Annotated in this window: 11 protein-coding genes and 1 other RNA gene; 8 read left to right on the top strand and 4 right to left on the bottom strand. The window is 67.9% G+C overall.

Annotated elements, in window-relative coordinates; genetic code table 11:
- Window positions 1–44: 44 nt before the first annotated feature.
- Window positions 45–405, top strand: an RNA gene (rnpB, locus tag HDC37_RS09120) — RNase P RNA component class A.
- Window positions 406–596: 191 nt separating this feature from the next.
- Here the strand turns inward: rnpB and ppgK are convergent.
- Window positions 597–1,394 carry a polyphosphate--glucose phosphotransferase gene (gene ppgK, locus HDC37_RS09115; protein WP_179560114.1) on the bottom strand — a complete coding sequence of 266 codons (798 nt, stop codon included), beginning with the start codon at window positions 1,392–1,394 and terminating at the stop codon, window positions 597–599.
- Window positions 1,395–1,471: 77 nt separating this feature from the next.
- On the opposite strand from ppgK, the gene HDC37_RS09110 reads away from it, so the two are divergent.
- From HDC37_RS09110 to HDC37_RS09090, 5 genes are all read left to right on the top strand, one after another.
- A complete protein-coding gene (locus HDC37_RS09110) occupies window positions 1,472–1,693 on the top strand; it encodes an SPOR domain-containing protein (RefSeq protein ID WP_179560113.1) in 222 nt (73 codons plus the stop codon).
- Window positions 1,694–1,754: 61 nt separating this feature from the next.
- On the top strand, window positions 1,755–3,092 hold the full coding sequence (gene glnA, locus HDC37_RS09105; protein WP_179560112.1) for a type I glutamate--ammonia ligase: 1,338 nt from the start codon (window positions 1,755–1,757) through the stop codon (window positions 3,090–3,092).
- 7 nt (window positions 3,093–3,099) lie between these two features.
- Window positions 3,100–6,102, top strand: a complete 3,003-nt coding sequence (locus HDC37_RS09100) for a bifunctional [glutamine synthetase] adenylyltransferase/[glutamine synthetase]-adenylyl-L-tyrosine phosphorylase (protein WP_179560111.1) — start codon at window positions 3,100–3,102, stop codon at window positions 6,100–6,102.
- Window positions 6,103–6,190: 88 nt separating this feature from the next.
- The gene (locus tag HDC37_RS09095) at window positions 6,191–6,865 is read left to right on the top strand and encodes a hypothetical protein (RefSeq protein ID WP_218869571.1); all 675 of its coding nucleotides are present in this window, start codon (window positions 6,191–6,193) and stop codon (window positions 6,863–6,865) included.
- Window positions 6,862–7,407: a hypothetical protein gene (locus HDC37_RS09090; protein WP_179560110.1), complete on the top strand. Its 546-nt coding sequence runs from the start codon at window positions 6,862–6,864 to the stop codon at window positions 7,405–7,407. The genes HDC37_RS09095 and HDC37_RS09090 overlap by 4 nt, the downstream gene beginning before the upstream one ends.
- A gap of 392 nt (window positions 7,408–7,799) precedes the next feature.
- Here HDC37_RS09090 and HDC37_RS09085 read toward each other — a convergent pair whose 3' ends face one another.
- The 3 genes from HDC37_RS09085 to HDC37_RS09075 all read right to left on the bottom strand — a co-directional run bounded on the left by HDC37_RS09085 (window position 7,800) and on the right by HDC37_RS09075 (window position 11,167).
- Complete coding sequence (locus tag HDC37_RS09085) at window positions 7,800–9,146, bottom strand: hypothetical protein (RefSeq protein WP_308472157.1); 1,347 nt, start codon at window positions 9,144–9,146, stop codon at window positions 7,800–7,802.
- A 330-nt stretch (window positions 9,147–9,476) separates the two neighbouring features.
- The gene (locus HDC37_RS17600) at window positions 9,477–9,686 is read right to left on the bottom strand and encodes a helix-turn-helix transcriptional regulator (protein WP_374939174.1); all 210 of its coding nucleotides are present in this window, start codon (window positions 9,684–9,686) and stop codon (window positions 9,477–9,479) included.
- 848 nt (window positions 9,687–10,534) lie between these two features.
- On the bottom strand, window positions 10,535–11,167 hold the full coding sequence (locus HDC37_RS09075; RefSeq protein ID WP_179560109.1) for a TetR/AcrR family transcriptional regulator: 633 nt from the start codon (window positions 11,165–11,167) through the stop codon (window positions 10,535–10,537).
- 211 nt (window positions 11,168–11,378) lie between these two features.
- Here HDC37_RS09075 and HDC37_RS09070 point away from each other — a divergent pair, with 211 nt between their 5' ends.
- Together HDC37_RS09070 and HDC37_RS09065 are read left to right on the top strand one after the other, a co-directional pair.
- Window positions 11,379–11,924 carry a hypothetical protein gene (locus HDC37_RS09070; protein ID WP_179560108.1) on the top strand — a complete coding sequence of 182 codons (546 nt, stop codon included), beginning with the start codon at window positions 11,379–11,381 and terminating at the stop codon, window positions 11,922–11,924.
- 817 nt (window positions 11,925–12,741) lie between these two features.
- Window positions 12,742–13,170 carry a hypothetical protein gene (locus HDC37_RS09065; RefSeq protein WP_179560107.1) on the top strand — a complete coding sequence of 143 codons (429 nt, stop codon included), beginning with the start codon at window positions 12,742–12,744 and terminating at the stop codon, window positions 13,168–13,170.
- Window positions 13,171–13,324 lie beyond the last annotated feature (154 nt).

Below are 13,324 nucleotides of genomic sequence, written 5' to 3'. Positions count from 1 at the left end.
CGCCCGGGGCGCCCGCCGGCCCCGCGATACACTCGAGAAGCGAATGGGTCGGCTGGACGGTCGCGTCGCGGGTTTGCTCGCGCCGAGGAACGTCCGGGCTCCACAGGGCAGGGCGGTGGGTAACACCCACCCGGAGTGATCCGCGAGAAAGTGCCACAGAGAACAGACCGCCGGGGGCGACCCCGGTAAGGGTGAAACGGCGGTGTAAGAGACCACCGGGGTCGTGGTGACACGGCCCGCACGGTAAACCTCGCCCGGAGCAAGGCCAGACAGAGGATGCTGACGCGGCTCGCCGAGTCCTCGGGTAGGCCGCTGGAGCGGCACGGCAACGTGTCGCCGAGAGAGATGACCGTCCACGGGGCTCACGCCCCCGGACAGAACCCGGCGTACAGGCCGGCCCATTCGCCCCTCTCTGGCTCGCGCCCCGGGCGCGGGCCCGGCTCCGTCGGCCATACCGCAGCGGATCCAGTGCTGGATCGATGCGATGACCGAACGGACGGGACAGGGTGTTGCAGAGCAATGCGCACACAGGGGTGTCCCCTCGACATGGGCGGCCCCCGGACGGGGCTACCGTTGGCGCGCGCTCATGGGCCCGGTCACTCCGCGGCGGTCACGTCGGCCAGCTGCGGCTCGACGCCGAGCGACAGGGCGGCTGCGCCGATGATCCCCGCGTTGTTGCGGTGGGTCGCCGGCACGATCGGCGTCTTCAGTGACAGCAGGTGCAGGAACTTGTCGGCGTGCTTGCTCACGCCGCCGCCGACGATGAACAGGTCCGGGCTGAAGAGGAACTGCACGTAGTCGTAGTACCACTGCAGCCGCTCCGCCCACTCCTCCCACGAAAGCTCTTCCCGCTCCATGGCGGAGTACGCGGCGAACGCCTCGGCGTCCTTGCCGTGCTTCGCGCGCTGGAGGTGCCCCAGCTCGGTGTTGGGGATGAGCACACCGCGGTACATCATCGCCGAGCCGATACCCGTGCCGAGAGTGGTGAGGATGACCAATCCGGTCTGGTCGCGTGCAGCGCCGTAGCGCATCTCGGCGACCCCTGCGACGTCCGCATCGTTGGCGAAGTAGATGTCGCGGCCCAGTCCGTTCTCGAAGAACTTCTCGGCTTCGAAGCCGACCCACTTGTCGGAGACGTTCGCGGCCGACAGCGTCGTGCCGTTCTTCACGATGGCGGGGAAGGCGACCCCGAGCGGGATGGCGTCCTCGGTGAGCTCGAGTCGCGAGAGGACCTCCTTGACGGCCTCGAGGACGTCGGGCGGCTCCGCGCCCTTCGGGGTGGAGACCTTCACCCGGTCGGTGAGGAGGGTCCCATCCTTCAGATCCACCACTGCACCCTTGATGCCGGTGCCGCCGATGTCGATGCCGACGGCGCGCGTCGCGTCAGAAGCCATGGCGCAAGCCTATCGACGCCACCGTCGATCAGTAGGATCGACCCAGCGGACGATCCGTGGCGAGCCGAGGAGTCATCGTGGCACACGACAGCGAGAAGTACTGGTACAACCTGACCACCGGCGAGGTCGAGAAGGGCTTCGAATCGCCCGCCATCGACCGGGCAGGACCCTTCGACACTGCCGAGGAAGCAGCGAAGGCGCCCGAGGTGCTGCGCGAGCGCTCTCGCGCGTGGGCCGAGGACGAGGCCCGCGAGGACGGCTGGCAGAGCCGTCCGGCCGGCGACGACGGCGCGAACTAGTCTGACCTCGGAGCGGACGGCTCAGGCCCCGCGTCCGCGACACCCCGGCGGAAAGGAAACCATGGACAAGCAGCGGGACTTCGTACTGCGCACGATCGAGGAACGCGGCGTGAAGTTCGTCCGCCTCTGGTTCACCGACGTCATCGGCACGCTGAAGTCGGTGGCGATCGCACCCGCCGAGGTCGAAGGAGCATTCTCGGAGGGCCTGGGCTTCGACGGCTCGGCGATCGAGGGCCTCACCCGGTCGTACGAGTCCGACCTGCTCGCCCACCCCGACCCCAGCACCTTCCAGATCCTGCCCTGGCGCGGCGAGATCGATCCCACCGCGCGCATGTTCTGCGATATCACGACCCCGGACGGCCAGCCCGCTGTCGCCGACCCCCGTCACGTCCTCAAGCGCGCTCTGGCGAAGGCCGCCGATGCGGGATTCACCTTCTACACCCACCCCGAAATCGAGTTCTATCTGCTGAAGTCCTCGTCGTTCGGCACCGAGGGCCCCGAGCCGGTCGACTCGGCCGGGTACTTCGACAACGTTCCCGGCGGCACGGCGCACGACTTCCGTCGCCGTTCGGTGCGGATGCTGGAGGATCTCGGCATCTCGGTGGAGTTCAGCCACCACGAGGGCGGCCCCGGCCAGAACGAGATCGATCTGCGCTACGCCGACGCCCTCGCCACCGCCGACAACATCATGACCTTCCGCACGGTGGTCAAGGAGGTGGCGATCGAGCAGGGCGTGTACGCCACCTTCATGCCCAAGCCCCTCGGCGGCAAGCCCGGAAGCGGCATGCACACCCACATGTCGCTGTTCGAGGGCGACGTCAACGCCTTCTACGAAGAAGGGGCGCAGTACCAGCTCTCCAAGGTCGGTCGCCAGTTCATCGCCGGGCTGCTCCGTCACGCCAACGAGATCGCGGCGGTGACGAACCAGTTCGTCAACTCCTACAAGCGACTGTGGGGCGGCGACGAGGCGCCGAGCTTCATCACCTGGGGCCACAACAACCGGTCGGCGCTCGTGCGGGTACCGCTGTACAAGCCCAACAAGGGCCAGTCCTCTCGCGTGGAGTACCGCGCTCTCGACTCGGCCGCCAACCCCTACCTGGCTTACGCGCTCATGCTGGCCGCGGGCCTCAAGGGCATCGAAGAGGGCTACGAGCTTCCGCCCGAGGCGGAGGACAACGTCTGGTCGCTCACCGACGCCGAACGCCGCGCCCTGGGGTATGCGCCGCTGCCGGCGAGCCTGGATCACGCCCTGGAGTACATGGAAGAGTCCGAGCTCGTCGCCGAGACGCTCGGGGAACAGGTCTTCACGTACGTCCTTCTCAACAAGCGGCGCGAATGGCAGGAGTACCGCTCGCAGGTGACACCGTTCGAGCTGAAGAGCAACCTCGAGATGCTCTGACCGGTCCATGAGCACGGGCGAGCGCACGTCGTCTCTCACCGAGCTCGCTCGGCTGGGCTTCGGCGCGCTCTCCGAGAGCGCCGAGCTCCTCGAAGAGTTGGCCGTCGCGATCGAGGTGCCTCGCTCCGATCTGCTCCGTGCCGCCGCCGAAGCCGCGGATCCGGATGGTGCGCTCCTGGCGCTCACCCGGATCGCACGGCGCGATGCCGCCCCGGTGCGCCGAATCCACGACGACCCTCAGGGGTGGCGCTCCCTGTGGGCGCTTCTCGGCGCGTCGACCGGGTTCGCGGAGTTCTTCCTTCGTCGCCCCGACGAACTCACCCACCTGGAAGGTGCCGGTCTCGCACTCCCGAGCCCCGAATGCCTGCGCGAGGAGATGCTCGACGCGGTCAGTGCCGAGGACGGCTTCGCCGTGGAGGGCGGGGAGGAATCCTGGGTGCGATTGCGCGTGCGTTACCGACGCCTGCTCGCCCGCATCGCGGCATTCGACCTGCTTCACCACCAGCCGCTCGACGTGATCCCCGACGTGGCGGCTCGCCTGGCCGACGCCGCCGGGGCTGCGTTGGAGGCGTCGTTGGCGGTCGCGCGCACTCGCGTCTCCCGCGGCGCCGCCGGCGCGGGTCTGTTCCCAGCGGACCAGGTGGCACGCACGAACCTCGCCGTCATCGGCATGGGCAAGGCCGGGGCGAGGGAGCTCAACTACGTCAGCGACGTCGATGTCATCTTCGTCGCCGGCGCCGACGACGACACCATCGAGGAGATCGGTGAGAGCCGGGTCGTCGACATCGCCACACGCCTGGCCGTGCAGACCATGCGCGGCATATCCGGCGCCGAGATCGAGCCTCCGCTGTGGGAGGTGGATGCGAACCTCCGCCCCGAGGGCAAGCAGGGGGCGCTCGTGCGCACGCTCGCCTCGCACCTGTCGTATTACGAACGCTGGGCGAAGAGCTGGGAGTTCCAGGCGCTGCTGAAAGCGCGACCGCTCGCGGGAGACGTCGCGCTCGGCGAGCAGTACGTCGCCGCTCTCGCACCCAAGGTGTGGACCAGCGCGGCGCGCGAGAACTTCGTCGACAGCGTCCAGCGCATGCGGGAGCGGGTCACCGAGCACATCCCCGCCGACGAGGTCGCCGTTCAGATCAAACTCGGACCCGGTGGCATCCGCGACGTGGAATTCACCGTTCAGCTGCTTCAGCTCGTCCACGGGCTCAGCGACGACCGGATTCGGCAGCGAGGCACTCTCCCGGCGCTGGAGGCCCTCGCCTCAGAGGGGTACATCGGCCGTTCCGAAGCATCCGCTTTCTCCCGCGACTACCGCACGCTCCGCCTGTTGGAACATCGGATGCAGCTGCGGAACCTCCGCCGCACGCATCTCATGCCGCGCGAACCCGACGAGCTGCGCGTGCTGGCACGCGCGACGGGGCTGGCCGAGACGGGGGAGCGGGTGTGGCAGACGTGGGAGGCGATCAAGCGCGAGGTCCGTGACATCCATGTCCGCCTGTTCTATCGCCCCCTGCTCTCCGCTGTCGCGAGCCTCCCGGAGGCCGAGCGGTCGCTCTCGCCCGCTCAGGCGCATGATCGCCTGGCGGCGATCGGCTTCACCGACCCCGCGGGGGCGCTGCGGCACATCGGGGCACTCACGAGCGGCCTCAGTCGGAAGGCCACGATCCAGCGGCACCTCATGCCGGTGATGATCCGCTGGTTCGCCGACGGTGTCGATCCCGACTACGGACTCCTCGCATTCCGCCGCATCAGCGAGCGGCTGGGCGATACACCGTGGTTCCTCCGCATGCTCCGGGATTCGTCGGGAGCCGCCGAGAGTCTCACGCGCGTGCTGTCGGGCTCGCGGTACGTCGGAGAGTTGATGGAGTGGATCCCCGAGTCGGCCGCGTGGCTCGACGACCCCGAGCTGCTCCGACCCCGCAGCGGCTTGGCCCTCCAGGAGGAGGCGCGGGCCATCCAGACCCGCCACGAGACCGTCGACGACGCGATGCGGTCCGTACGAGCACTTCGACGCCGCGAACTGCTGCGGACCGCGATGGCGGCGATCGTGGGGACTCTTACGATCGAGGACCTCGCCGACGCCCTCACCACCATCACCGAGGTCACGATCCAGGCGACCCTGCGGGCCGTCCGTCGCGATCTTCTGGACCCCGAGGACGCTCCGCTGGACTTCTCCGTGATCGCGATGGGGCGATTCGGCGGCGCCGAGCTCGGGTTCGGGTCGGACGCCGATGTCATGTACGTCTACCGCCCGAACGGGATGGATCCCGAACGGGCGGCGCGCAAGGCCCTGGAGCTCGTCGCTGCGCTCCGGAAGTATTCCGAAGACCATCGCGCGCCGCTCGACCTCGACGCGGGGCTCCGACCCGAGGGGCGCAACGGTCCGCTCGCCCGCTCCCTCGATGCCTTCGAAGAGTATTACCGCCGGTGGTCGCTGTCATGGGAGGCGCAGGCGCTGCTGCGCGCCCGTGGCGTGGCGGGCAGTGTCAAACTGATCACCGCGTTCACCTCGCTCGCCAACGAGGTGCGCTACCCCGCTGCGCCCGACCCGACGGGGCTCCGTGAGATCAAGCGCATCAAGGCCCGCGTCGAGAACGAGCGCCTGCCGCAGGGGGCCGACCCGGCCCGGCATCTGAAGCTCGGCCCCGGCGGCCTCAGCGACGTGGAATGGCTCGTGCAGCTGCTGCAGCTGCAGTACGCCCACACCGTGCCGGCGCTGCGCACCACGTCCACGACCGTGGCCCTCACCGCCGCCAGAGACGCCGGGATCGTGCCTGAGGCCGACGCCGCGCGGTTGTTCGAGGCGTGGCGGCTCGCCAGTCGCCTCCGCTCGGCCAACACCCTCCTGTCGGGCCAGACGAGCGACGTGCTTCCGACCGATCGGAAGCGCCTGGACGGCATCGGTCGGCTGCTGGAATATCCCCCCCGATCGGCGACGCAGGTCGAGGAGGACTGGCTGCGCACTTCGCGTCGCGCGCGACGGAGCTTCGAGCGGCTCTTCTACGGCTGAGCCCACGGCACGACGATGAGTCGCCCGACCGCGCACCCTCGTGGGGCGGCGTCGTCGAGCTGACCCGCTTCCGGGGTAGTGTGTCGGCGTGACGGTCCCACCCGAGGCTCCGGCTCCCGGTTCGGGGCAGCCGACCCGCGCCGCGTGGGTGGCACGCACCTGGGATCGGATCCCCACGGGCTGGTTCGCGGGCATCCTGACGGCGGCGTTCCTCACCGTCACCGCCGCATTCGGAGGCCTCGCACAGGCTGCCGTTCCCCCGCTTCCTGCGCTCGAGCCGGGCGACACCCACGTGAACGACCAATTCGCGCTCACGGTCGAGCGGGCGGTCCTCATCGACGAGCTCCCCGAGGCGGGGATCGCGGTCGAGCCCGGTCAGCGGGTTCTCGCGGTCGTGCTCACCGCTGAGAACGTGTGGGATCGCGCGCTGCCGTCCGAGGGGTCTAGCGGTCTGCGTGCGGGCGTGCGCATCGCGCAGCTGGACGATGAGCCCGCAGCCGCTATCGCGCGGTTCGATGACACCACCGTCTCTCCCTACCTGCAGCCGCGCGTTCCGGCCGAGTTGGTCCTCACCTGGGCGGTCGACCGCGGCGCGTTCGCAGACGGTGACGAGATCGAGGTCGTGCTCCGTGACCTCGCCCTTCGGAAAGGACAGCTGGTGACCTCCGGCGAGTACTGGGAGACACCGATCACGGCCGCGACCATGACGCTGGACGTGACCGATGTCGGTGCCGGCGCAGACGCCGAGGAGCCGGAGGGATGAGGCGATGGCTGGCCTGGGCGATCGGTCTTGTGCTCGTGGTGGCAGCCTGGGGTGTCATCCAGATCACCCCGACCCAGGACGACGCTGAAACGCCGTTCCCCCTCGCCGCAGGAATCGATCAGGCCGCCACAGCCCGGGGCTTCGCCGTGGCCGTCACGGACGTACGACTCGGAGCGCGGGCGGTCGCGGGCGGATGGTCGGCGGACGGCACCTGGCTGGTCGTGGACCTCGAGGCTGAAGCGACCCACGAGGAGGACGGCACGGTCCTCGATCGCGCCGACCTCACGATCGACGGAGTCACCTACCGCGCAAGCGAGCGCCCGTCGTCGCTGTTCGGAAGCGGCCTCACGCCGGGCATCCCGCGGCAGGGGAGCGTGGCCTTCGAGCTCCCCAGCGACGTCGTGCGCCGCGCCGCCACCCTCGAGCTGGGACTGAACGAGGACGCTCGGCTCGACAGCGCGGTCACCGTATCGATCGACCTTGCCGAGCTGGAGCTGCTCGACGAGGTCGAAGTGCGCGAGACAGCGTGGGCATCGCGATGACGCGGGGATGGTGGCGGCGCAATGCTCTCCCGCTGGGTGCGGTCGCGATCCTGCTGCCGGTGGGAGTCCTCGTGCCGACGGGCGTCGAGTGGTGGCGCTGGAGTCAGGCCGACCCCGTGTTCCCGACCACCGCCGCGGCGGGGGAGAGCGTCGAGTGGGCGGGCGCGACCTGGGGCCCGGCGACAGCTGTCGACCAGACGAGTCTGTACGCCGCCGACGCACCGGCCGGCACGAGGGTCCTGGTGGTCGAGATTCCCGTCGATCCCGGCGACCTCAGCCCCCTGTGCACCACCCCGGCGCTTCGCGAGCTCGGCGGCGCCGGCCGGCAGTGGGGTGAGGCGACCACCGAGGTCGACTGGCGCTACGAGCGGCCGACCTCGTGCGAGTCCGGTTCACCCGTGCCGTTCACCGTCTCGGTGCCCTATCTCGTTCCCGACGACGCCCGCGGACCGTTCGGCGTGGAGCTCACCGTCCCGGACGAGCTGCCGGGCTTCCTCCGACTCGAGGTCATCCCCTGACGTCACCACCGGCGCCCCGATGAGCGCGCCGACCGTCGCGTCGTAGGTCGCCGCGATCAGAACGGTCCGAAGCGGCTCGACGACGAGCGGGACGAGGAGGAAGAGGGGCGTGGCGGCGATCACCCAGAAGTCGAAGAGGTCGTGGGGCCCGACCAGTCGGGTGAGGACGACCCGCAGGCCTTGCCCGAGGAAGAGGATCAGCGCGTAGAGGAGGACGTACCCGCCGATGAGGATCGGCCCGCCCCGCCACATCAACAAAATCGCCTGCCAGATCGGGCGAAGCCGGCCTCCGACCTCCGACCCGAGATCGACCAGGCGGCGCCGGAGCCGCTGCGGCAGAGATCCGTAGCGGATGCGGGCGCGGTCGACGAGCGCCCCCCGCAGCTGCACCCCCTGCGGCGACACGGTGCGACCGTAGATGACGCCCGCGATAGTCAACCACGCGAGCGGAACGAAGAGCACCACGCCGGCCTGCCCGAGGATCCACTCCACCGCGTCCCAGGTCCATCCCAGCGGCGCGAAGAGGTCTCCGACGGCCTGCCGGAGGTCGCTCAGCCACACCATCGCCTGACGCGTGTCGATCCAGGCGGTCACCTGCCCGAGGGCCTCACCGACGAAGTACGCGGCGAGGAAGATCCACAGGGCTTCAAGATAGGTCGCGATCAACGCGGCCCATCGAGGGAGCGCCTTCTGCCACCGCTTCCACGCCCAGCGCCCCGCGAAGGCGAGAACGACGACGACGATCGTCCAGGGTTCCCAGGTGAGGCTGGCCACCGTCCCCGAGGTGTCGAGCGTGGTCTCCTCGAGGATCGCAGCCCACCGTCGATCGGTCTGCACCGCGAGGGCCACCCGAAGGTAGGCGGCGACATCGTCGCGGAGGAACCCGAGGACGGCGTAGACCGCGATGAACGGCAGGACGGCAGACAACAGGGCGTCGCGGAACGACCGGAGGCGCTCGGCACGGTCGACCGGGCTGGGAGCGATCGCGCTCAGGCGCAGCATCCCGTCTCGGAGGACGAGGAGCATCGCCACCACGCTGACGAGCTTCGCGAGGATCGCCAGCGGGAGGAGCAGGATGCCGCCGAGCGCGGAGTACCCGCCGACGAGACCGGCGAGCTGGATGGACAGGTACCGACCGAGCGACCCCGCGAGGTACCACGCCAGAAGCGCGGGCCAATGGGCTGCGAGGAGTCGGAGCCCCATCCGCATGATCTCGCGCACCGTTACACCGTAGCGGCGCGGGACCGCCGGTTCGGACCCGGACGAGGTGACACCCCGACGCGGAACTCCCCCGAGAGTCCGCAGACCCTCGGGGGAGTACCGGCGTTCCGGGTGTCAGACCCCGAAGTACAGCTCGTATGGTGACGAGGTACTTGATCCTACGTAATCCTGCGGTTTGTGCGCGCCTGCTACGTGCTAAGGCGGAGTCAAACGCCGAATAAGTGAACCTGAAAATCACACCTTCCCGCCGTGTTAATCACACCTCCCAAGTCGGACGGAGATAGGCCTTGTCAGTTGCGCCGCCTGGCTTTGTCGACCTCCAAGCGAGGATCAGGCACCGTGCCGGTGATCGCTTCGCTGCGCGAGCCAGAGTGCCAACTCAGGTTCCGGGTATCGGATCGCGCGGCCGACCCTGATGAAGGGCGGACCGTCGCCCGCCCGCCAACGGTCCACCGTCCGTCGCGGGACCTGAAGGTAGTCCGCCACCTCGTCCGGTGTAAGGAGTCGGGGCAACGCCCCCGGATCAGAAGGTTCAGTCACCGCGACCACAGCCAAGGTGATTAGGCAGAACGCTCGGCGTTGCGGCACGGCGTCTTCGAAAGCGACGCGTTTGCGATCTGGCGATCATGTCTCTGCAGCCCCCACTCGGTGACCGAGAACCTACGCCTCGTCGCGCGCGGGCGTTTGCACGTTTTGCGAGCGGTACCCCTCATGCGCCACGCAGATCAACGCCCGGAAGGTTATGGCTCGCGCGTGCTTTAGCCGCCCCTCCCGATGCAGGATCCGCTGGCGCGAGAACCAGTGAGCGAGTGCTCGCTCGGACTTACTGGATGCTCGCACCCGCGGCATGCGCTGCTCTCGGCGGATGAAGGTGGCCAGTTCCACTCCGCGCAGGTCCCACGATTCATCCTGCGGAGCCCAACTCCAGTGTGGGAGTGCCTCGAGAAGCAGCTGTTGGACGACAGTCAAGGTTCGCGCTCGTCGCTGATTGCGTATCCATGCCGCATCAGGGGGGCGCATGGGGTTCCCCTCTTTTTGCAGTCGTATAGCGACGTACCGACTCACCCAACGAGAGGCGCGACCTGCGGGCGAGTCGGAGACCGCGGACAGCCATCGGATTGATTCGGGATCGCCTCGCCACTCGGCGCTGACCGCGGCGACGAACGAGCTGAAGGCCGCCAGTGAGCTTGAGAAGTCGTTGCAATCAGGATTCACTCAACGGGTCATGCGCGGCGCCGGAACCCACTGAGCACCAGCTGTCCACCAAGGACGGAGTTGTCTTCACTGGGCTCTCAGTCGCTGTACTGACGCCGACCGAGCTCGGCATCGTTTGATGCGCAACTCGCGACCTTATCTCCGTTCAGGGCCTATCTCGTCACCCAACAGGCTCAACGAGTTCGATGCGGCGCGGACGCTTCGCGCTGGCGCAACAACGTTTGAACATCGAGGAGGTGTCGGCGCACGATCACCTGTGCCTCGTGAGCTTCGATCCTCGATGCGCCTCCCTGAGCGGCGAGGTGCGACAGCCCTTCGACTAGCGCAAGCGCGCGGAGTACCTCGGCATCGACGTGTCGTTGGGGAACGTCAATGCCGATGTGGAGGTTCCGGATGATGGTTGCGCATTCGGCGCGTCGAGCATTGCGGCATTGGGCGATGTCCTCGTCGAGGCGCGGGTGCCGGCTGGCACCGACGTAGAGGGCGTGCTCGACGCGCCAGCGTTGTACGTCGTCCGTCATCAGCGGGACCAGCGCGAGCATGCGAAGGGGTAGGTCCTGCTGTCTGGGGTATCGGCTCGCTCCTGCCGCGACAGCGGTCCGCACGCGCTGCACGAGTTCGTCGGCGACTGCGTCTAACAGCGATTCTTGTGTCTCGAAGATGTAGCGGAGCGACCCTGGCACGATGCGTGCCGCCTCGGCGACGCGGCGGACCGTCAGGGCCGCCGCACCGTCCTCCGCGACGACACTCCACGCGGCGTTCACGATCAGGCGGCGACGTTGCGCGTGGTCGATCAGCTTCGGCACCCTGCACGCTAGCACGACCTTGACTCGAATCCGGCTCCTCGTTGGTAGCACGGGTTTGTTACCAAAGCGGCTCAGTGAAGCACCAAAGTTCCGCGTGATTCCCTGCAATTTTGGTCTTTGGTCGCGTGTGGGCCGCCGCGCTGGGGAGACCGCACATGTAGGTGTCAGCTCGCGGCGACGCCACGACACACCAACGAACAGGACTCGCAAAATGAAGAACATCACGCTCTCCAACACCACCGCCACGGACGCCACGCGATTCCGCTACCTCGACCACAACTTCGAGGCTTCGTGGACCGCACCAATTCACCACAACGCACGCATCGTAGAAGCCAACGGCGACCTCATCCTCCAGCTTCAGGACCTCTGGGACATCGACGCCATCAGCGCGCTCACAGACGTCGCCGACCTCGAGCCGGGGTGCAGCTTCGGTGAGTTCCTCGACGAGGACGTACTGCAGCGATGGGCCGAGGGGTGGAGCTTCAACCTCGGCGACATCAATGCCGTGGACGCGCTATGGCATCTCGTCTTCACGTTCCTCGTCCCGACCATCGAGGAACTCCCGAACGGTCGCCTGTATAGAGACATCCAGCAGGTCCGAAACGGCAAGCGCCGCCCCGAAACACTGCCCTCCTACACCCTTCGCATCCACGGCGCCGCCGTCCGTTACCTGCTTGTCGAGACGTACGACGGCCCCTTCACCGACGACACCAGCCGCAACAGCGCCATCATGCGGCGCGTCGCCATCCGCGATTGACGAAGCGGCCGCGACGCACCCGAAGCCGCCCCGGTCAAAATGGGGCGGCTTCGCGGTATCCCTTCCCGAGACCGAGTTCCGCCACCTTTTAGGTGTTTTGGGTTCTTCGGAGGATGCTTGTGGATGCACATCGAGGATGGGGACGGACTTTCGTTCCTCGTGACTGGGGGGTCAGCGCTATCGACATCGGACACGCCTCAAAACAGGAACTCGCGCCCGTCGGCCTAACGGGCGTGAGTCCGGCGCTTCCTCACGATGGCTCGACTCACCTCACAGAGGTCGCAGTACAAGCAGCGCTCGTTCGGCAACCGGCGGCGGTGGAGCGGATCATCCGCAGACGCTTCGCATCTGCCGAGGCTCTAACTCTGGGCAAAGAACGCGGCCGCGTGGATCGGGACCCCAGCGAGGGCGACTGACCGCGGACGAATCGGCACCCGCGGTGATGTCCCGAGCTCTCGCGGAGCACGGCACCCCGGGCGTGCGTGCCCCTCCCTGCCATGGCTGAACGGCGCAACATCGCTGGAGGGAAGTCAGAGCGCTGAGTCATCGGCCACGTAGCGCCGCCGCCTGAGCCGGCCCGACAGAACGTGCCTTGGCGACGTATTCTCCGTTGCTCGCGACCCTGAGTCCTTCCGGTCCCATTCATGCGCCGGTCGGTTCGGGTCACCCCCATTTCTCGCCGCACGATACGGGAAGGGCGGTCGTGACTTGCCGTGGCGGGAGTGGACGACTCTTGCGGGCATTTCCCTCGGCCCTGCCTACCCCGCCACGATGCGCATAGGGGAGCTGTTCCTAGTCCACCGACGAAAGGTTTCTGATGTCTTACCCCTTCTCTATTCGGCCGCCTGCTGACCAGGACGTGGTGTTTGGTGACCCTCTCCCGCCGGTGGCACCGTCGTGGGGTATCTACGCACACCTCCAGTTACTAATTCCGGACATTGGCGCCTGGGACGAAGTTGGGGTCCGCGTAAGGGTCGACGAGGTGAATGGGTACGCGGAGATTCAGGCGCGCCTCCCGCGTGCGCTGCCCCAGGCCACTATTCAGCAGCTGACCGACTTCTTCCCCCAGCGCATCGAATACACCGACATCGACCGCCAGTGGGACCGGGACCTTGGGCATCCCACGGACGACTGGGAGAAGGCAAGCACATTTGCGAAGATGGTCGGCGACTATGTCGAGTACGCGCACGACAAGCTTCGAGCTGCGGCATGGGCCCACGCTTGCGGGAAGCCGTGGACGGGATAGAGGCGACTGCGGCGTGACCATAGCCACCCTTGAGCTGCCGACAGCGCGCGCCGGCGGGTTGGACTGACCCCGTCTTGTAGGTCCAGTCGTTGTGTGAGTCGTCCTGTCGCCCGAGGGTTCGGGCAGGGAGACTGGTCAGATCATGACGAACAGC

The organism is Microbacterium sp. AK009, assembly GCF_013410955.1.
Classification (GTDB): domain Bacteria; phylum Actinomycetota; class Actinomycetes; order Actinomycetales; family Microbacteriaceae; genus Microbacterium.
The sequence above is the reverse complement of the archived record's forward strand: the minus strand, read 5'-3'. Positions and strand labels throughout refer to the sequence as shown.

Excerpts from the sequence above, each read along its gene's own strand:
- HDC37_RS09070 (WP_179560108.1), top strand. The coding sequence starts at position 11,379 with ATGAAGAACATCACGCTCTCCAACACCACCGCCACGGACGCCACGCGA.
- HDC37_RS09065 (WP_179560107.1), top strand. The coding sequence starts at position 12,742 with ATGTCTTACCCCTTCTCTATTCGGCCGCCTGCTGACCAGGACGTGGTG.
- HDC37_RS09100 (WP_179560111.1), top strand. The coding sequence starts at position 3,100 with ATGAGCACGGGCGAGCGCACGTCGTCTCTCACCGAGCTCGCTCGGCTG.
- ppgK (WP_179560114.1), bottom strand. The coding sequence starts at position 1,394 with ATGGCTTCTGACGCGACGCGCGCCGTCGGCATCGACATCGGCGGCACC.
- HDC37_RS09090 (WP_179560110.1), top strand. The coding sequence starts at position 6,862 with ATGAGGCGATGGCTGGCCTGGGCGATCGGTCTTGTGCTCGTGGTGGCA.
- glnA (WP_179560112.1), top strand. The coding sequence starts at position 1,755 with ATGGACAAGCAGCGGGACTTCGTACTGCGCACGATCGAGGAACGCGGC.